Annotated in this window: 16 protein-coding genes and 1 tRNA gene; 7 read left to right on the top strand and 10 right to left on the bottom strand. The window is 54.9% G+C overall.

Features of this window, described 5'->3' with window-relative positions; translation table 11 throughout:
- Positions 1-1,059 precede the first annotated feature (1,059 nt).
- Positions 1,060-1,923 carry a sugar phosphate isomerase/epimerase family protein gene (locus tag VEV40_RS15935; RefSeq protein ID WP_324833739.1) on the bottom strand — a complete coding sequence of 288 codons (864 nt, stop codon included), beginning with the start codon at positions 1,921-1,923 and terminating at the stop codon, positions 1,060-1,062.
- A gap of 319 nt (positions 1,924-2,242) precedes the next feature.
- Positions 2,243-3,328, bottom strand: a complete 1,086-nt coding sequence (locus tag VEV40_RS15930; RefSeq protein ID WP_324833737.1) for an oxidoreductase — start codon at positions 3,326-3,328, stop codon at positions 2,243-2,245.
- Positions 3,329-3,549: 221 nt separating this feature from the next.
- Between VEV40_RS15930 and VEV40_RS15925 the strand changes: the two genes are divergently transcribed.
- A complete protein-coding gene (locus VEV40_RS15925) occupies positions 3,550-5,103 on the top strand; it encodes a Gfo/Idh/MocA family protein (RefSeq protein WP_324833735.1) in 1,554 nt (517 codons plus the stop codon).
- A 539-nt stretch (positions 5,104-5,642) separates the two neighbouring features.
- On the opposite strand, the gene VEV40_RS15920 is transcribed toward VEV40_RS15925, so the two are convergent.
- Positions 5,643-5,714: transfer RNA gene (locus VEV40_RS15920), tRNA-Gly, on the bottom strand.
- A gap of 176 nt (positions 5,715-5,890) precedes the next feature.
- On the opposite strand from VEV40_RS15920, the gene pgm reads away from it, so the two are divergent.
- The gene (pgm, locus tag VEV40_RS15915) at positions 5,891-7,555 is read left to right on the top strand and encodes a phosphoglucomutase (alpha-D-glucose-1,6-bisphosphate-dependent) (RefSeq protein WP_324833734.1); all 1,665 of its coding nucleotides are present in this window, start codon (positions 5,891-5,893) and stop codon (positions 7,553-7,555) included.
- Positions 7,556-7,667: 112 nt separating this feature from the next.
- Positions 7,668-9,152, top strand: a complete 1,485-nt coding sequence (locus VEV40_RS15910) for a DUF2252 domain-containing protein (RefSeq protein WP_324833733.1) — start codon at positions 7,668-7,670, stop codon at positions 9,150-9,152.
- Between the two features lie 46 nt (positions 9,153-9,198).
- Here VEV40_RS15910 and VEV40_RS15905 read toward each other — a convergent pair whose 3' ends face one another.
- Entirely contained in the window at positions 9,199-11,121 is a 1,923-nt protein-coding gene (locus VEV40_RS15905; RefSeq protein ID WP_324833732.1) for a hypothetical protein, read from the bottom strand.
- Positions 11,122-11,307: 186 nt separating this feature from the next.
- Here VEV40_RS15905 and VEV40_RS15900 point away from each other — a divergent pair, with 186 nt between their 5' ends.
- Complete coding sequence (locus VEV40_RS15900; protein ID WP_324833730.1) at positions 11,308-11,859, top strand: hypothetical protein; 552 nt, start codon at positions 11,308-11,310, stop codon at positions 11,857-11,859.
- Between the two features lie 3 nt (positions 11,860-11,862).
- On the opposite strand, the gene VEV40_RS15895 is transcribed toward VEV40_RS15900, so the two are convergent.
- Genes VEV40_RS15895 through VEV40_RS15885 form a run of 3 tightly spaced genes read right to left on the bottom strand, consistent with a single transcriptional unit; the run spans position 11,863 to position 14,238 of the window.
- The gene (locus VEV40_RS15895; RefSeq protein WP_324833729.1) at positions 11,863-12,642 is read right to left on the bottom strand and encodes an ABC transporter permease; all 780 of its coding nucleotides are present in this window, start codon (positions 12,640-12,642) and stop codon (positions 11,863-11,865) included.
- Positions 12,635-13,321 carry an ABC transporter ATP-binding protein gene (locus tag VEV40_RS15890; protein WP_324833727.1) on the bottom strand — a complete coding sequence of 229 codons (687 nt, stop codon included), beginning with the start codon at positions 13,319-13,321 and terminating at the stop codon, positions 12,635-12,637. Before VEV40_RS15890 ends, VEV40_RS15895 begins: the two co-directional genes overlap by 8 nt.
- A gap of 35 nt (positions 13,322-13,356) precedes the next feature.
- Entirely contained in the window at positions 13,357-14,238 is an 882-nt protein-coding gene (locus tag VEV40_RS15885; protein WP_324833726.1) for an ABC transporter permease, read from the bottom strand.
- Positions 14,239-14,402: 164 nt separating this feature from the next.
- Here VEV40_RS15885 and VEV40_RS15880 point away from each other — a divergent pair, with 164 nt between their 5' ends.
- Positions 14,403-16,124 carry an alkaline phosphatase family protein gene (locus tag VEV40_RS15880; protein ID WP_324833725.1) on the top strand — a complete coding sequence of 574 codons (1,722 nt, stop codon included), beginning with the start codon at positions 14,403-14,405 and terminating at the stop codon, positions 16,122-16,124.
- 144 nt (positions 16,125-16,268) lie between these two features.
- On the opposite strand, the gene VEV40_RS15875 is transcribed toward VEV40_RS15880, so the two are convergent.
- The 3 genes from VEV40_RS15875 to cutA all read right to left on the bottom strand — a co-directional run bounded on the left by VEV40_RS15875 (position 16,269) and on the right by cutA (position 18,331).
- On the bottom strand, positions 16,269-17,156 hold the full coding sequence (locus tag VEV40_RS15875) for a menaquinone biosynthesis family protein (protein WP_324833723.1): 888 nt from the start codon (positions 17,154-17,156) through the stop codon (positions 16,269-16,271).
- Positions 17,157-17,201: 45 nt separating this feature from the next.
- Positions 17,202-17,801: a biotin transporter BioY gene (locus VEV40_RS15870; RefSeq protein ID WP_324833722.1), complete on the bottom strand. Its 600-nt coding sequence runs from the start codon at positions 17,799-17,801 to the stop codon at positions 17,202-17,204.
- A 212-nt stretch (positions 17,802-18,013) separates the two neighbouring features.
- A complete protein-coding gene (gene cutA, locus VEV40_RS15865; RefSeq protein WP_324833721.1) occupies positions 18,014-18,331 on the bottom strand; it encodes a divalent-cation tolerance protein CutA in 318 nt (105 codons plus the stop codon).
- 315 nt (positions 18,332-18,646) lie between these two features.
- On the opposite strand from cutA, the gene VEV40_RS15860 reads away from it, so the two are divergent.
- Entirely contained in the window at positions 18,647-19,018 is a 372-nt protein-coding gene (locus VEV40_RS15860) for a septum formation initiator family protein (RefSeq protein WP_324833719.1), read from the top strand.
- Positions 19,019-19,077: 59 nt separating this feature from the next.
- Positions 19,078-19,830 carry a CAP domain-containing protein gene (locus VEV40_RS15855; RefSeq protein WP_324833718.1) on the top strand — a complete coding sequence of 251 codons (753 nt, stop codon included), beginning with the start codon at positions 19,078-19,080 and terminating at the stop codon, positions 19,828-19,830.
- The last annotated feature ends 48 nt before the right edge of the window (positions 19,831-19,878 follow it).

The following is a 19,878-nucleotide window of genomic DNA, read 5'->3' as shown; positions in this document are numbered from 1 at the left end:
CGGCGCTCCTGCGCGCTGATCTCCAGCGGATCGGCGAAGATATCGATCGTGTCGAAGCCGATCTTTTTGGTCAGCTCAATACCCCGGGCGGTATCGATGGAGGTGCCTAGCCATGCTGAGTTGATCAGGCCGAGCTTCACTCTTCCCCTTTCTTATTGACCTCTTGTGAACGCAGCGATACTTTCAGAAAACGTTCCTAGAAAATCATGAAATTTTTATTCATTTCATGATCAGATCGGACGTGACGCCTTCCATGCGCCTTGTTCTTGATCTCGATCTGAGTTCCTTATGCCACAATACCGCCTTACACCAATTTCGGCATAGGGCGTGTGGGCGCGATGCTTCGCGGCCATGGCACCGGCACCGGTTTAAAGGTATGGGCAGGCAATGGCGGAGCTTAGGCTGGAGCCGCATGTCCATACGACATTGAGTTCCAGAGCTTCGATGTGAGTCAGCGATCGAGCTGATGTCATGCTTGGGATATTCTCAATCATCGCTGCGTGTCTGTACCGATCACGACATCCTCGCCGTGTAGCAGGCGTTGGCAATGTCGCCTCGATCGTCTTTAGCACGACAAACTTTCCAGCAGCCATATTAGCTCTGTTCAGCTTTGCTTGTAGAGAGCAAGATGCGTATCCACAAATCCCTTGACCATCCTGCGCTTTCGTTCTCTCACCACAGGCATGTTGATAGCGGAGATCACTTGCCTCCTAATAACGCGGGTTGCCGCGCTGAAGGAGATGCCTTTGCTCTTGCACTATTTGCTAGATGATTCGTTAACACCACCTAGCACGAGCCATTTCATGAATTTGCCTTGAAGGTGTTCAACTCCGCACTGTGGTTGAAGTGCCCGACAAGTATTCTCGACGGATGATGCGCGTTGCTAACAAGGCAATGCACTCATCGATAACATGCCTCGCAACGAAACAGGGTAGGTGACGAAAAACTGGTTTGTTGTCAGCGGTCATTGCTGGCGATAAGTCGCCTTACCGGGCTCAAGCTAACGAATTGTTGCAGCCACTTCATGAACGACGGCTTTCGCTCGAGATCACGCTCGCTTCAGACGTTCAGGGACTTCAGGTAAGGCACGCTCAGCGGCATCAGCGCCGGATCCTCTTCAAGCTCGACGAAATAGTTCTTTACGCCACCTATTTTTGCGGCTGTAAATACTGCCTTCCAATCCACGACCCCCTTGCCCAACGGAACCTGGCGGAAGCCAGACAGAGTGGAGGAGTCCTTCGCCCAGTCCTGGCAGTGCATGGAGAGGAAACGGCCCGGGTACTTCTGGAAGTAGGTCACTGGATTGTAGCCCTGCTGCATGCTCGAGACCTGAAACTGTAGCTTGGTGGTGGCAGGATTGAGTTCGGCGATCATCATGTCGTAGACCGGTTTGCCATCGATGTGTTCGGAGACGAAGCCTTCATTGTGCAGCAATGCGACGATTCCTGCTGCGTGGGCCTTTTCGGCGAAGACGTTGAAGGGCTCGACGTAACGTTTCACGTCGTCGACTGTCTCCGTGGTTCTTGGACGGAACGGTCCAAGCGCGGCGATCGCCATCTGCGTCATGCCGAACTCCTTCGCATAAGCGATGCTCTCGTCTGCCTTTTGAAAGAGCTCGGTCGGCGCCCAGTGCGCGGAGATGCAGCCCAGTCCCCAGTCGCTCAACATACGCCGCAATTCCTGCGGCTTGTACTGCCGGAGACTCGAAAAATCGTCGTAGCCGTACGGTGAGCACAGCTCAATCTGAGTAAACCCTGCTGCGCTCAACCCCTTCATGGTGCCGGCGAAGTCCGTACTGATCGACTTGCGCACAGGATAGGTCTGGCAGCCGATCGGCAGACCTAGCGGATCGGCGGATAGATATCGCGTACCCGAGAGAAGAGCTGAAGCAGCCCCTCCCAAGAGAAACATTCTACGATTCATCCTGTACATGATCCCTCCTGAAGCGATGGAAAAAACTATAGCACCTGCAGGAAGAATGCCTGTGGCCGTCGCGCGCTGCAGCTTCGGCGCAGATATAGCATCTTCATCATGGTCTATCTGTACCGCGAAGCCGACTTGTAGGGATGTATTGTCCAGTTGATGTAATACATAGTCCCCGAGGAGCCTCCGAGGTCGCTCTCTGAATCACTGCCTGCTGAGTTCAGCTTCTTGTAATACCTCGTGCTCCTCCACGACTTTTGCATCCAAACAATGCACTCATTGAAAGCCGGTCACAAAGCAGAGCGCATCAGACTGGTGTTCACTGGTTAGGCTGCTTCCATACGGCACGTTCGTCTGCGGTCAGCGGTAGCGGCAACACTTGACCGCGGGCTCCCGACTCAAAGGACGTTTCCAGAATGGCCATACCAGCGACAGCATTTTTCACTGGAACGGGAACCGGGCATTTGCCAAGAATGGAATCTCTGATATCCGAATAGTATCCCTGCTGGTTGCCTGCAGGCGAGGGAACTTCTATCTGTTTGCCAGTCGCGCCGTCGTACACGATGCCGGGATCGGGATCGCGACCAAACGCCGGATCGTCCGGGTGCATGCCGCTCATCAGTTGTCGCTCTTGCACGTCAGAGCCGAACTTTGCCCAGCTTCCCCGGGTGCCGTGGAGCACAGAACGCGGACCGCCGCCCGACACCAACAGCGAGGCATGCAGGACGACTCGCATGTGCTCGTAGATAAGCTGAACGTGGGCCCAGTCATCCGTCTGTCCTCCTTTGCGCAGTATTCCGAAGCTGGCATTCACTGCCTGTGGAAGCCCAAAGAGATGCAATGCCTGATCGATGAGATGAGGTCCGAGATCGAACCACAACCCTGCGCCTGGACCGGGGTCTTCTCGCCAGCGTTGACGCACGACCGGGCGAAAACGATCGAGGTGAGACTCGTAGTGAGATATTTCTCCAAGCACACCTGTTTCTAAAATTGCCTTTGTGGCAAGAATCTCGCTTTCCCATCGCCGATTATGAAAGACGGACAGAATCCTGTTGTGTTTCTCTGCAATCTCCGCGAGCGAACGAGCTTCCTCAAGGCTTACGGTAAATGGTTTATCGACCACGACATGTTTTCCTGCGCGCAGAGCAGCGGCCGCCAGAGGGAAATGGCTCTCGTTGGGGCTGGCAATCACGACCAGATCGACACTCGGATGAGTGGGCACCTCGTCGGGCCGGCAGACGATAACATCGGGGTACTTTGCTTCCAGGATCTTTCGCTTACTAGACCCGACTACAGTCAGCGCCAGTCCCGGCACCGACTGGATCAGCGGAGCATGGAAGGTTTTTCCGGCATAGCCGTAGCCAATTAACCCAACGCGAATCGCCTTATCATTTTTTTCGGTCATACATTTGAGAGTAAGCTGTCCGCGTCATTTTGTCGGACGTCAAACGCTCCCGAAGGACCGATTGCCCTAAAGAGCCCCCGGTCAATGAGTAGATTACCTTGCTATCGCTAGCTGAAGCGCCACTCTCATTTACGCTTTACTTCATCTCAATTAACGCGAGGCTGGCCGCAAGGAGGCTCCCGAGAAGAAACGTAGGCGATGGAGCAGTGTATTCTGAGCGAGTGTCCAAACCATCTCCAAAATTGCCCTCTCTGAAAGCTCCTGAGACCGCCGTACTCTCGCGTGTCGATCGTCGTGAATTTATTAAAACGAGTTCTCTGGCCGCTGGTGCGGTCGCGTTTGGCTTGCCTGCACTTTTGCGCGGACAGAATCTCAACAGCAAGTTGAACATTGCCTGCATCGGAATCGGTGGGAAAGGCCGGAGCGACACGGATGCCTGCGCCAGCGAGAACATCGTCGCATTGTGCGATGTGGATTCAGGTTCCGAAGCTTATGAGACTCAGACCAAAAAATATCCGAGCGCGAAGTTTTACAAAGATTTCCGGCAGATGCTGGATCAAATGGGCAATCAGATCGATGCGGTGACGGTTTCGACTCCGGATCATATGCATGCGATTGTGGCGTCGGCGGCCATGAAGAGGAACAAAGCCGTATTTTGCCAGAAACCTCTGACGCAAACGATCAATGAGGCGCGCTACTTGCGGGAGATGGCTCACCACAGAAAGCTTGTTACGCAGATGGGCAATCAGGGCAGCGCGTCGGACGGTCTCCGCCGCGCGGTGGAGACGATTCAGGACGGACTCATCGGCCAGGTGCATGAGGTCCACGTTTGGACTAACCGCCCGGTTTGGCCACAGGCAATGGTGCGTCCGGCTGGAGAAGACCCGATTCCTGCGACATTGGATTGGGATATCTGGATTGGGCCGGCTCCAATGCGGCCCTATAAAGGCAGCCGCAAACCAAAGGATCGAGATGGAATTTACGAGCCGTTTAACTGGCGCGGCTGGCAGGATTTCGGCACCGGTGCGCTGGGCGATATGGCATGTCACACGGTCAATATGCCGTTTCGCGCTTTAGATCTCGATTACCCGACAGAGATTGAGGCAATTCCTCTCGGCCCGACGAACAAGGAGTCCTATCCTCTCGGCTCCAAAATCCGCTTCTCCTTTCCCAGGCGTAAAGGCCGCATTCCCGTTGAGCATCCGCATCTTTTCCACCATTACAGAACGATCGAGCACGACCCGATGACCCTGTGGTGGTACGACGGCGGTCAGCCTGATCCGGCAGCCCGTGGCGGCCACGATTTGAGCAACAAGCCGCCAGTCGAACTGACCGCCGACATTGTTGCGCTGCAAGGCAAGCTACCCGATAGCGGTTGTCTGCTGATTGGAGAAGGCGGCATGGTCTTTTCACCGGACGACTATGGGACGAATTTCTTCATTAAGCTCAAGGGCGATAAAGAATTGGTCAACTACATTAAGCACCCGGCTATGGCGCAATATCCGGAGCGGATCCCTCGCAATCACAATGCTGGGAATCTTGTTTTCGCCCATGCGCAGGAGTGGCTCGCTGCTGTGAAGGAAAACAAGCCAGAGATGTGCTACTCGCGTTTTGACATCGCAGCACGTCTCACTGAGATCATGCTGCTGGGCTGCGTGTCATTACGCACTGGCCAGAAGATCGAATGGGATGGGCCGAAGATGGTTGCTAAAAATTGTCCTCAGGCGGCGCAGTTTATACGGCGGCAAGACCGCTCTGGTTGGTCGCTTTCCTGATGCAATTACCCTCAGCAACGCCGAATAAGTATGGGCGTGATGGTTCCCGTTCAAGACGGGATGCATGAGAATAGCCTGTTGATCCAGGATGCACACGTTGTCTTCCCGAATTTCAGGGTCTAACGGATCTATTTCTGCGAAAGGAATTTGCGCACAGGAGACTTCGATATCTTGTCGACATGATCACGGAATTCAATATGAGTTTCCAGCGGCCGTAGGCTTTGTAGGCCAACCTCCGTACATAAGAATCCCACACCGCATAATGCGCGAACGATGTTTGGGAATCGGATATTTCTGAAAGTGGAAAGGCAATCGTCCGCCTGAGATTGCAAGGCTTCAAGCTGACATTCGTTAGCGCGCTTTGCATGTAAACTCATGAAGAGATTGGCGATAGAAGAGGCCAATCACGCGGCTCTAAACGGAGTTCATTTTCCACCCGCAAGAGGTTTGTTTCCAATATCTTATGGGGCTTGAGATCTAATTGGTGTTCAAATGGTGTTCACCCGCAAGCCACTTAGTGTACTTGCTGATTCTATCGGAGCGGGAGACCGGGATCGAACCGGCGACATTCAGCTTGGGAAGCTGACGTTCTGCCACTGAACTACTCCCGCCCTTGAGCGTTGCAGCAATGCAACGAATGCTTTTATCTAAATCTGCATCTGACAGTTACTGAGTATATCAAGATTGCACCGTCGATTGGTGAGCCGGGTATTGGTCTTCGACGGGCAGATGTGGTTTATATTCTTCGTGAGGACAGCGCCGCAGCGCGGGTCTGCAGGAGCGTTCTATGGCAAGCGAAGTGAAAGTGCAGTCACGCATTTCTCCCTTGGCGGGGCAACCGGCTCCGAAAGAGATGCTGATCGATCTTGATGACCTCAGACGAGAGTATCTGGAGCGCAAGCCTGACCTGAGCGATTCCACGCAGATGGTGAGCTTTGGAACCAGCGGCCACCGAGGCACGCCCGCTCGCGGGACATTTACCGAGTCGCACATTCTGGCCATCACGCAGGCTATCTGCGAATACAGGCGTATGCAGGGCACGGATGGGCCACTCTTTATGGGCAAAGACACGCATGCGCTCTCCGCGCCCGCGCAAATTACAGCGCTCGAAGTGCTGGCTGCCAATGGCGTCGAGACCATCATCCAGCAGAATGACGGATACACGCCGACGCCGGTAATTTCGCACGTGATTCTTGTCCATAACCGCGGCCGGAAAGAGCATTTGGCAGACGGCATTGTTATCACTCCCTCGCATAATCCACCGGAGGACGGCGGATTCAAGTACAACCCGACGAACGGCGGGCCCGCGGACACTGATGTAACGAAGTGGGTGGAGCAGCGGGCGAACGAATTGCTGAAAGGAAATAATGCTCACGTAAAACGGCTGCCCTATTCGCAGGCAGTTAAGGCGGCAACCACCCATGAGCAGGACTTTGCCCTGCCGTATGTCAAAGACTTGAAAAACACCGTCGATATGGACGCGATCAAACGGGCAGGCCTGAAGCTCGGGGTAGATCCGCTGGGCGGCGCGTTTGGGCCTTACTGGGAATTGGTCAATTCGGTTTATGGATTGGAAATCGAGGTGGTGAATCCGATCATCGATCCAACGTTCGCCTTCATGACGGTCGATCACGACGGAAAGATCCGCATGGACTGCTCCAGCCCGCATGCGATGGCCAGTCTGCTTCGGTTGAAGGACAAATATCAGGTAGCTTTCGCCAACGATCCGGATTCAGACCGGCATGGGATTGTCACGCCGTCGGCTGGCTTGATGAATCCTAACCATTATCTGGCTGTTGCCATTCAGTATTTGCTCACGCACCGTCCGGAGTGGCCCGCGAATGCTGTTGTGGGGAAAACGCTGGTGAGCAGCAGTATGATTGACAAAGTTGTGAGCAGCCTGGGTCGACAAATGTCGGAAACTCCGGTTGGCTTTAAGTGGTTTGTTGCCGGCCTCTATGACGGATCGTTTTGTTTTGGTGGTGAAGAGAGTGCGGGTGCAAGCCTGTTGCGGCGAGATGGCACAGTTTGGACGACGGATAAGGACGGTCCGATTATGGACCTGGTGGCTGCCGAGATTACTGCTGTTACCGGCAAGGACCCGGGGCAGCATTTCACTGAATTGGTTTGGAAATTCGGGATGCCGTACTACACACGGATCGATGCGCCTGCAACTCCGGAGCAGAAGGCGAAGCTCAGTAAGTTGTCTGCCGATTCTGTTAAGGAGTCGCGCATGGCAGGCGAAAAAATTGCGGCCAAGCTGACAAAGGCTCCCGGAAACAATGCTCCTATCGGCGGACTGAAAGTGGTTACCGAGAACGGTTGGTTTGCGGCACGGCCCTCGGGCACCGAAAATCTCTACAAGATATATGCGGAAAGTTTTAAGGATGAAGCCCACCTCGACAGCATTGTAGATGAAGCTCAGCAGATTGTAGCGAACGCGCTTGCCTGATGCGCTTTCGTGCTTCTATCACTCAATTCTCTTGCAGATAAGTGGTCTATCGTCATACTCTTGCTGGCGTGTCTTGGTTGCTGTGAATCCTGAGTGCGAGAGGGCCCGGATCGTGGCAAATACAAAACAGATGGCAAGTGCAAACGGTAAGAAGGCAAACCCAGCGAAATTCGAACACATAGGCATCTATCGATTTGGTGGTCCTAATCCTGAAGTTGGGATCGATCTATCCAAGGCTATCGAGCCCTGGCAGCAAAGGCGCGAACTAGGACAGGAACTGCGCAAACGCATTCCACGCGAAATGCACGCGAAATGGACTCCTCCGAAAAACAGACCTAGTCCTCTCGATCTTCTTGCCCAGAGCAACCGCGGGCGTCAGGCCCACCTGGTGCCGCTGCGCATGGGACGCATGGCTGCTTCGCCATTTGGATTTCTGCGAGGATCGGCCTGCGTCATGGCCAACGATCTCTCTACGACTCCAATCAGCGGCATTCCTGTCGTGATGGATGGCGACGCGCACATCAACAACTTTGGATTTTTCGGCACGCCGCAACGCGATCTTGTATTTGATTTGAACGACTTTGACGAAACAACTATTGGCCCATGGGAATATGACCTTAAGCGTCTGACGGCGAGCGTCAATGTCGCAGGCCGCGAGAATGGCTTGAACGCGCGCGAGCGCAAAGACGCTGTGCTTCGCTGTGTTCAGGGATACCGCTGGAACCTCGATCGCCTGCAAAGCATGGGTGTGCTCGATGTCTGGTATCTGCATGCTTATCCGGGGCGAAAGAACCCGCTGGCCAAAGTAGATCCGAAGACCGAGGCCATTCTTAGGAAGTCGGTTGATAAAGCCATGAGCTCTACTAATATGGCACTGCTGAGCAAGGTGGCAGTGCGCGATGTGACCGGCACCTGGCACCTCAGGGAAGACCCGCCTATTCTCACGCCGGTTTCAAAAGAGATACGCGACGGAGTTGTTGCAGGGCTGAAAGATTATGCGCAGACATTGAGCCCGGAACGGCGCTTCCTGCTCAGCCGTTTTCATGTCGTGGACGTGGGGCATCGGGTTGTAGGAGTGGGCAGTGTCGGGACTCGCGCCTATCTTGCGCTGCTGATGGGCAACTGTGATCAGGACCCCTTGTTCCTGCAAATAAAAGAGGCAATTGTGCCCGCGCACGCGCCGTATGTGCCAACTTTGACCTCGGAATTCAACCACCAGGGAAAGCGCATTGTGATTGGGCAGCGCGCTCTGCAAGCGTCGAGCGACATCTTTCTTGGGTGGACCACGATTCACGGACGCCCATACTATGTGCGGCAGATGAAGAACATGAAGGGCGGTGTTCCCATTGAATGGTTGAGCGGTGAATCGTTTTATTTCATCGCCTGGGCCTGTGGTTCAATTCTAGGGCGCGCTCACGCCCGCACCAGCGAACCGGCAGTGCTTGCTGGCTACTGCGGAAATTCGAAGGTCCTCGATGAAGCCCTGGCTGACTGGGCCGAAGCTTATGGCGATCAGACGGAAGCCGATCATGCAACGCTGGTAAAAGCCATCAAGAGCGGAAAAGTGAAAGCGCAAACCAACGGTATTGCGGAATGAAGTAATGCCAACTCAGATGGTCATGGCAGAAGAATGTGCGGCTTCCTTATCCGCGAATGGCTGCACGAATCCTCGGCAATCCATCCACTGTTGACTGCAACTCTTCATTCTTTCCGATCAGTTCGAGCAGACGGCGCGTAATCTCATCGTCGGCCTGAACATTGTGCCGCAGGCTTACAGGATAACGCACCACCGCTTCCAGGCCCGTGTCTACCAACTGCATTTGCGCTTTGGGTCTGAGCGGCTCAAACGGCACCTCAAAGCGTTCCTCTATGTGGCGTTGCTGACGATCGAGGACTGGCTGATATTTCTCATAAACGCTTTGGACAACCTGCATCATCGTGTCTTCAATCAGCTTGTGATTGCCTGCAGGCTTGAGCGCAATGGAAATCTCGTGCCATGCGTAGTGCGTTCCCGGCGCTTGTTTGAACATAGGCGTTGTCGGCTGAAAGAGCACGGCGTTAGCAAAGGCCACGATGCGTCCCGTCGGTTGCAGGTCAATACCGGTGCCTGCCAGCTCAAGCATGTAGAACCGCACAAAACCGACATCCACAACATCGCCTGTGACCCCTGCGATACTGATGCGGTCGCCAACCCGAATGCCGGAGCGCCCAATCAGGAAGAAATACGCAGCTACTGAAAGAAGGATGGTCTGCAACCCGACAGCTACACCAGCAGTGAGGAATCCCGCAAAAGTTGCCAGCGCGCTGAATTCCGTGACGAAGCCAAGGACCAACACCAGAACAATCAGAAAGCCGATGACAAAGCGGCGAACCACCAGAAATTGCCGTCTGCGTCGCGTATCGGAGACATATCTAAACGTCGCCCGTTTCCACAGGTCAGAAATCAGAAGAAGAAAGCCAAGCACTGCAACCATGATTCCGACATGGATCAGGATATTCCGGAGGATCGCGCCGTATTCGCGCCTTATGGAGTTGCGCCAGTCTTCAAGATTTGCCTTGCTTTCGTCCAAAGCGGCCACTTCCTGGCTCAGCGGCACTTCTATGCCGGCAACCTGATCGAACTTTGCCGCCAAGGTGTCGAAGTCCTGCTTTGTCGGCAAGGCCTGTCCAGCCTGAGGGTTGTCGGCAGTTGCAGACAATGCACGCCCCTGTTGAAGCGTTGCACGCAGTTGAGCGCGCAGCGGCGTGCGCATGTTGTTCACGAGGTCCTGTAGCTGGTTTGTTTCAAGCTGGAGATTCTCGATCTGGCGCAGGCTCAGGGATTGGTCATAAATCCGGCGAAGTTGGCCAAACAATCCAGTTGGGCTGCCTACGGTCTGTGCAGGTGGTGACGGAGGAGGTTGATTCTTTGTATCAAAAATCTCCGGCAATGAAGCCTTCAACTGTGAAACGCTGGCTTCAAATCCATTTGGATTGGGCTGGTTCGCGGATTCAGTCTTTGTCCTGGTGGTCTTTTGCTCGGGAGCTCTTGTCAGTTGGCTCAATGAATTCAGCATCGAGTTGCCGAGATCAAGTTCACCCTGTGCTCGATCTCTCTGGTCGGTCAATGCCTGGATGTCACGACTCCGAGCAATGGCGATCTTGCTGTTCAGTTGACTAATCTCAGTCTGCAGTTGCGCATTATGCGCAGCGGTATCCCGGAGTAGCTTCACAAGGTTCTGGTGCGAACTTGACGACGTTTGCTCGGTATCGCTGGGAATCAGAGGCGCGGCCTTTTCCGCCGAAGCAAACGCCAGGGTCACGACATTGACTGCGAGTTTATTGGCAGTCGCCTGATAGAGCGCGTCAGTAGGCAGGCCAACCGGTTGTATTTGCGACTTGGTCTTGCGATACCAGGTGATGACATTGTTGAGATGGCGGAGTATCTGGTTCTCGTCGATTGGCGGGGCGGCGACCGGGGTCTGATCCTGCGCGCCCAGACTTGGTCCGCCGAAGGTGAAAAGGACGGCAGCTGCGAGCACAGGGAGCACGGAGGGGCGGAAATGCAGGGGGAGTCGAAGTCGCATTACCGTCAATTTTAGGCTGACAAGGCCCTGACTTGGAGGGCAATTGCAAAGTCCTTTGGCAACAACTTCAGAGAGAGTTTCCGGATCGCGGGCAAACAGCATTTCTTTGCCGGGGTGGACTGCCCTTTCTGTTACAAATGCTTCTTAGTGTGAATAGCAAGTTGAAGTGCAAGGCAAGGAGCAAGAATGAAAAGCAAGACAGCATTTCTAGTGCTCGCCAGCATCGTCTCGCTGGCGGCGGGCTGCTCATCAAAGACAGAACCAACCCCGCAAAATTTTATGTCCGGCTTGAATTCGTACTATGCCAACCATAATGACTGCCTTTTTTCGAGCACATTGCGTTTTCCTTATGAAGTTAGTCCTGGCCCGACTGCGAAACAGGACAAGCAACGCATGGACGCGCTGATGAGCGCCGGACTGGTGAAGCATTCCGAGGAGAAAAGCATTCATGTTGACGTTTATTCATTGACGCCCGCGGGAGAGCGCGCGGGCGGCCGTTTCTGCTATGGACACCGTGAGATTACAAGCATTGACAGCTTCACTCCGCCAACGAGAGCAGCCAACGGTATGCTGGAATCGCACGTTACCTATCACTACAAGATGATGGACGTGCCCGTGTGGGTGAGAACTGACGAGATGCTGAAGGCATTTCCGGAAATGGCAAAGACGCTTTCCGGCGAATCGACCGGACAAACCAAGATGGCTAACGCAGGAGTTGGCTGGCAGGTTCCCACCTAAAATTCAGCGCAAGACGAGCTGCTCCTGCGCGGTAAAAATTCTTGACGTGGCCAAGTGGCTGGAAACGAAGCACGCCAGCGCGGAGGATGAAAAGATCATCGTCAACACGACAAATTGATAAAGCGCGGCGAACAGCGGCGACGCACCTGAGAGCACCATGCCCGCCATGATGCCGGGAATCCAGACAATTCCAAGCGAACGGATGTTGTCGATAGAAGGAATCAGACAGGCGCGAAACGCGGTGTTGAGATATGGAAGCAGGGCGGCATCGGCGCTCGCTCCCAGCGCCAGCGCCGATTCAATCTCGCCAACATGCGATGTAACCTCGCCGCGCAGGCGGTCGAGAAAAAGCGACTGCGTGTTCATGGTGTTGGCAATCACCATGCTCCCGACCGGCACGAGCATTGCGACAGTCAGTGGAATTACACCGAAGAAAATCATAATGGCCAGCACGATGCCTGCACCGGTGCAGATGGAGATCAAAGCCTGCATATAAGCGCGGGGAATGTGTTTGGCGCGCTTGCGCACGATGTTTGCAGCGGCAAGCATCATTCCGGCAAGCACCAGAAGCGAAGTCCATTGCGGCCCGCGCAGCATGAAGGCGAGGACCGCCCCCACCAGGACGATCTGGACTACGCCGCGAAGCTCGGCAACCGGCAATTCCTTCAGCAGGCCCGGAGCGCGCCTGCGCGCCAGCAGCATGACAGCCAGCGCCAGCAGAGCAGTCACCACGCATTCTGCTATACCGAGCGCAATCTGCGAATGGAAGAAATGATTAAGCACGCAGCACCTCCGCGGCAGAGCCATAGGCGCTTACTCGTCCTGACTCAAGCGCGAGCACTTTGTCTGCCATTACACGGGCCTGCTCGATGCTGTGCGTCACCCACACACAGGTCAGATGGCGCTCGCGAATCAGCGATTCCAGCAAGGACTGGACCCCAAGTCGCGCGGCATCGTCAAGCGCCGAGGTAGGCTCGTCGAGCAACAGAACTTCTGGATTGTTGACCAGCGCGCGCATGATGGCGACCCGCTGCGCTTCGCCTCCGGAGAGCGTGAGCACATCGCGCGTCGCAAACCCAGACAGGCCAACATGCGTGAGTAGGTCATCAATTTCGGTTGATGGAATCATCCGGCCGTGCTGTCTGGGGCCAAAGATGACATTCTCTGCAACAGTTCCGGGAAAGAGATAAGCCCGCTGCATGACGATGCCCACGCGACGACGCAATTCGCGCGGTGGTAGCGTTCTTACATCCGTCCCGTTCAACAAGACCGTCCCATTGGTTGGCTCATCGAGCCGGTTCAACAATCGCAGCAGCGTGCTCTTGCCTGAGCCGCTGGGGCCGACGACAGCGATCACCTCACCGCGCGCCAATTCAAGGCTCACATCGGCAAGCAGGAAGCGCGATGCAGGCGGCGGGAGCACGCGTCCAAGTTGTGAGCAGGCGAGCATGGGGACTGGCATTTATGCAGTTTACGCGTGCGAATGCGTGCGGATCCTTAGAGGCCTACGCTCATGCGCGTGCGCGGGTCGAGATAATCGCGCAGCGCATCGCCGATGAAATTGAATGAGAGCACGCAGAGCATCAACGCAATCGCCGGAAAGATCACCATGTGAGGGGCGTCGAAGAGATACAGGCGTCCATCGTTCAACATCGACCCCCAGCTCGATGAAGGTGGAGGCACGCCCAAGCCGAGAAAACTCATCGTGCCCTCAGCCAGAACAGCGCCCGCCATGCCGATGGCCGACTGCACAATCACAGGCTGCAGGATGTTCGGCAGAATATGGCGCGTGAAGATGCGTAAGTCACTCGCTCCCAACGACCGCGCGGCTTCCACAAATTCGCGTTCACGCACGGCCAGCACCTGCGCCCGCACGAGGCGGGCATAGCCCACCCATCCGCCAATCGAAAGAGCAAGAATCAGATTGATCAGCCCCGGTCCAAGAAAGGCGACAAATGCAATCGCGAGCAAAATTCCAGGCAGCGCAAGAAACGCATTCATCAAAAAAATGTTAAGCGCCGTATCGAGGATGCCACCGTAATACCCTGCCAGGCCGCCGAAGATCAGCCCTAGCGATAGCGAGCAGACCACCACCGAACTCGACACCAGCAGCGACAACCGCGCTCCGTACAGCGTGCGGGAAAAGGTGTCACGTCCCAACTCATCGGTGCCGAACCAGTGTGTCTGTCCCGGCGCCATGAGCCGGTGATTCAGATCAATCGCCGCGGGACTATAAGGCGCAAGCAATGGAGCAAACAGCGCTATTCCGATAAACAAAATGAGCAGTGCTACACCAATGACGGCAAGCGGCTGCCTGCGAATGGTCCTTGAGAGAAGGGAAGTAGTGGCCAAAGATGAGAGTAGCGCAATCCGGATCATTTCACCCAAATTAATGGGCAGTGACGTTCAAAGATTCCTTACAGAGCCTCACACCGAGCGAATGTGGCGCTTGGCATTTGGTGTTTCTCCATATTCACCGCTCATTTACTTTCTCTTAACAAAACGCCGCATTGCTCCCTGCTATCAAGCGTATGGAGGTTAGAATGAAACCCTATGTGCTGTTAGCAGCAAGCGCCGCAATTGCCGCGACGCTTCTTTCCCCGGTGCGTTCAGCAGCGGAAGACGACTATCATGGCGAGCATCGCATCAAGCATGTGCTGCTTCTGAGCATCGACGGAATGCACGCCGTTGATTTTCTCAATTGTTCTCGCGGCATAGATGGCGTGAATGGCGGCGACCCTTACTGCCCCAATCTCGCAGCCCTTGAGCATAATGCCATCAACTACACTGCGGCGTCCACTTCGAAGCCATCAGATTCTTTCCCGGGGCTGATGAGTATCGTCACCGGCGCCACTCCCAAAACCATGGGTGTCTATTACGACGTGGCCTATGACCGCTCACTCGATGCGCCGGCTAAGACTACCGGCAACGGTGTGGCCGCCGGACCTTGCACGCCCTTTGGTCTACCGACCGGCACCACGACTGAATATGAGGAAGGCATCGACCGTGATCAGACAAAGGTGAACGGCGGCGCGCCCGGAGCCGGCCTGACTGACGGCGGAATCGCCTCCATCGATCCGCAACGTCTCCCGCGCGATCCCGCTGCGGGCTGCGCTCCTGTTTATCCCTGGAACTTCGTGCGTGTAAACACCATCTTCGGCGTTATCCATGCTGCCGGTGGCTACACCGCATGGTCTGACAAGCACCCTGCCTACTCGTCTGTTGCAGGCCCGGGCGGAGTCCTCGACGACTTCTACGCTCCGGAAATCAACTCCGACGTCATCGGGTTGCCCGGCGTCAGCACATCTGAAGGAATTTCCTGCGCTGCAGTGCGCGATCCCAGCTCGGACCTCACAGCGTGGACAAACAGTTTTCAAAATATCCAGTGCTATGACTCCTTGAAGGTCAATGCTATCGTCAGGGAGATCCATGGCAAGACGCACAACGGCGCTGCGGCCAGGATGCCGACAATTTTCGGCATGAACTTCCAGGCCGTCAGCGTCGGACAAAAGCTGATTGAATCCGGCGTTAAAGGGGGTTATCTAAATGCTGCAGGCGCGCCTTCGGCCTCGCTGCTCTCCGAGATCGAATACGTCGATGCTGCGATTGGGGACATGGTCAATGCACTGAAAGACACAGGCAAACTCGAGGACACTTTGATCATTATCACGGCAAAGCATGGACAGTCGCCGATCGATCCCAATCTCTACAAGGCACACCCCGGAAAAACCGGCAACGGCACATCGCCGGCGACCGTGCTCGAGAACCTTTTGCCTGATTCCGAATCGCCTGCGAACCCAAACGGTATTGGCCCAACGGAAGATGATATTTCGCTCCTGTGGCTCAAGTCGGGCACAGATGTGGAAGGCGCTGTCCAAACGTTGGAGCAGAATGCAACAGCCATCGGACTGGGCCAGATCTTCTATGGCCCAAGCGTTGCACTCAACTACAACAAGCCAGGACTTGGGCCTGGCCTCGACCCACGCACGCCCGACATTATCGTCACACCGAACATAGGTGTTACCTATACGGGCAGCGCCGCAAAGCTAGAAGAACATGGCGGCTTTTCGCACGACGACACCAATGTCATGCTGCTGGTATCGAACCCATCCATCAGGCACAAGTCGGTGTCGACATTTACCACGACCTCGCAAGTGGCTCCAACTATCCTTGATGTGCTAGGGCTTAACCCCAACGCATTGCAAGCGGTAGGGATTGAGGGCACAACCGCACTGCCGGAGGTTAATTCGGCGCTGGATAAGTAGCAGATTTGTTGGAAAACAAAACGGGCGGAAGCTGAATAAGCTTTCGCCTGTTCTTTTTTGTGAAACTGTTGAATAAGCTAATAGCAACCGTGAGGCTCACACCGAAAATCATGGCGTTGAAGGCGTGTTTGTCCGGGGTCCAGCTCAGCCGACGAAGTCCACGTTCACGGGATGGGGAATGATTCCACGCTCATGTCCGAGTGCCAGCAGTTTACGAATTGCCTCGCGCCCGTCCTCGCCGTAGTTCAGCGTGCGCTCATTTACGTACATGCCAACAAACTTGTCGGCGAGACTTGGATCGAGATCACGCGCAAATTGCATGGCGTACGACAGCGCCTCTTCACGGTGATCGAGACCATGCTGAATGCTGTCGCGCAGCGCCTGCGTTACCTTGAACATCACATCGTTGCCCAGCGAGCGCCGTATGGCATTCCCGCCTAGAGGAAGAGGAAGTTTTGTTTCCTCGCGCCACCATTGACCCAGATCGATAATCTTGTGCAGACCGCTCTGTCCATAGGTGAGCTGACCCTCGTGAATAATCAATCCTGCCTGAAAATTGCCTGCCAGCACTTCCGGGATAATTTTGTCGAAGGAAACAACCGCGGTCTCGACTTCGGGAGCAAATAGTTTCAGCGTCAGATATGCAGTTGTCAGATTACCCGGTACGGCGATCTTCACTTTCTTAACAGCATTCAAGGAGAGCCTATGGCTCGCCACGATCATCGGTCCGTAGCCTTCACCCACTGAGCCGCCGCATGCCATCAGCGCGTAATTGTCCTGAATGTAAGGATAGGCGTGGAACGAAATCGCCGTTACGTCATAGAAAGCTTCGTGCATCGCCTTCTGGTTCAGCGTCTCGATGTCGCAGAGGGTATGAGTAAACTTGTAGCCGTTCACGCGAATCTTGTTCGTCGCCAGCCCATAGAACATAAATGCGTCATCGGAGTCCGGACTGTGTGCGATCTTTATCTCGCGCAGGTGCGAATGCGAATCGGCAGATTCAATCTTTGATGAGGAAGCGGATGCAGTCACTGCAGGGTGGTTCCTTTCTACTTCAGTCGTACAGGATGAGAGAAATCAGCGGTTGATTTGTTCCTTTATTTTACGCATCCGCAGCCAGCCCGCGGCAATCGCGGCAGCCAGGCAAACCTTAAGCGCATCGCCGGGAAGAAAAGGGAACACGGAAAGAGAAAGCACATTGGAATAGTTTTGATGGGTCGCCACTGCCATCCATGCGGCACCCGACGCCAGAATCAGAGCATCACCCGCCGCAGCGGCAACCAGCCCTGAAACAAAGCGGTTTCCGCGAAGCCTGCGATACGAAAAACTCACGATCGCCGCCACAAACGGATACGACATGAGATATCCGCCTGTCAGTCCCATCAGTTGTAGCATGCCTCCTGGCCCTTGCGGCGTAAATACCGGCAGTCCGGCCGCGCCTTCCACCAGATACAACACCAATGCCGCAAATGCAGCTGTTGGCTCCAACAGCAGCCCCAGCAATAGTACGGCAAAGGGCTGTAGCGTCATGGGCACGGGAGTAAAGAACAGCGGCACGGAAACATGCGCGCAGATAGCAACCAACGCGCTCCCGGCAACAACGGAAAGGATCCAGCGGGTAGCCGCATTTGTCCGTGCGCTGAAGGCAACGGCCGATGATGCTGAGGTCTGCGCCATAGATTGATCTTCTCCTTCTAAGGTTTAGAATCCGACTTTGTAACGGCCTGCGGTTCTTCCAAAATTTCTGGATGCTGCTGCCGTTGTGCCTCGTGCCTGCGAATGTGCCGGGCCACAGCAATAGCCGTCCAGGAGAGCGCAACAATGCTCAACACGAAAACAACATAAAGCACACGCATGGGCAAACTTGAGGATAACAAACTTGTTCGGTGCTATTCGAGACATTCATCAATCCATTTCAGATATGCCGCGCAGCCCCCGTCCAACTTTAGAACCACAAATTCAGGTACATCATATGAATGTAGCCTGCGTACTGCCGCTTCCAGCGCCTCCAGCTTTTCCGCACGCGTCTTGATCAGCAGCAACACCTCCTGCGCTTCCTCAATGGCGCCCTTCCATCGATAAATGGAAGCCAGGCCGCCAACTATATTTACACAAGCCGCCAGTCTCTCTTCCAACAGTGTCCGGGCAATCCGTTTCGCCTCTTCCATCGAAGCCACAGTCGTGAACGCAATCCGATAGGGTTCCATACATTTCATCCATTAAAAATGTAGCGGAACCGGGCTGATGGAAGGGCAGGTATTTTGCAATGTGACTGCTTTTTAGCTGAAGATAATTTGCCGATATTGGTTCCTTTTCTCTATTAAGAAGAACTTCCACTTGACGCGGCAAGTGGAAGAAAAATTTACTGAATAGGGTGAAGGAGGCTGTCAAAGTCTTGTTGAATTGCAGAGTGGCGAATTTGTGTGCTCTGAGGATGAACAAGTAAATGAGCTGCCGGTAATCCGATCATGCGTGTTCCTGGCACCGCGCATCGAAGTTGAAGAGAAGGTGAACATAGGGCAGTGAAGCAACTCGCACAAAACTCGACCCTCATCCGCATCGCAGGATTTCTCTACCGCATGCGCCGCCGCATCGCTACGGCCGCAGCCGTTGCTCTCGCGATTTTTCTTGGATACCACGTCATCGCCGGACAGAATGGTGTCACTGCATACGAACAAAAGCGTATAGAAGACAAGGAACTACAAAAGCAGATCCAGCAGTTGCAGGATGAGAATGCCCGGATGAAAGACCACGTCGATCACCTGCAGAACGATCCCGACGTCATCGAGCACGAAGCGCGCGCCCGCCTCCACTACACCCGTCCTGGCGAAGTTATTTACACTTTGAATGACAAACCAGCCGACAAGACACAGCCTGCACCAGCAGCAAAATAGCCATAGGAAAAACGAGGAGCCGGAACTCAAATCTCAATCCCGGCATCTCAATCAACAACATGCAAGTACGTCTCCTCATTTCTCTCTTACTACTGACTGCAACGGCAACGCGAGCACAGCAATTCCCAAATGATCAGCAACAAAAGCTTCTCGAACTTACCAACCAGGCGCGCATCGAGCAGGGTCTGCCACCTTTGCATTGGGACCCGTCCCTTGCTGCCGCTGCACAGGCCCACGCGCAGAAGATGTTCGATCAGCATTCTCTCTCTCATCAATTGCCAGGCGAGCCGGACCTCCAGGCCCGCGCAGCGGAGGCCGGAGCGCATTTCCGTGAAATTGCTGAGAACGTCGCCATGGGCAATGGCGCCGAAGGCGTACAGAAGGAGTGGATGAAATCGCCGCCACACCGCGCCAACATTCTTGATCCCAGGCTCACCAACATTGGCATCGGAGTTGTCGAGCACGCCGGCTACTGGTACGCAGTCGTCGACTTCGACAACGCCGTCCAGAATCTAGCCTCCAACCAGATCGAGCAAAAAATCGCCGCCCTCCTCAGTCAGCGCGGTATTGATCCATCCCGCTCGCCCGCTGCGGCCCGCAAGGACTGCGCCGCCGACGAAGGTGACCTCAGTGGGACGCATCCGCTTTTCATCATGCGCTGGGAGGGAACAAACCTGGACCGTCTGCCCGGCCCGCTGGAACAGCGACTCGCCAGCGGCAGATACAAGGCTGCATCCGTAGGCGCATGTGGCAACCAGGTAGCTGGAAACCAAGGCTTCACCACCTACCGCATCGCTGTGCTGCTCTATTAAAAAAATCACCGGCAGATGACTGCCGGTGGCGCAATGAGGTGACTGACG

The organism is Alloacidobacterium sp. (assembly GCF_035631355.1).
In the GTDB taxonomy this organism is placed as follows: domain Bacteria; phylum Acidobacteriota; class Terriglobia; order Terriglobales; family Acidobacteriaceae; genus Alloacidobacterium.
Note: the sequence above shows the minus strand (reverse complement) of the source record. Positions and strands in the feature narration are given on the sequence as shown.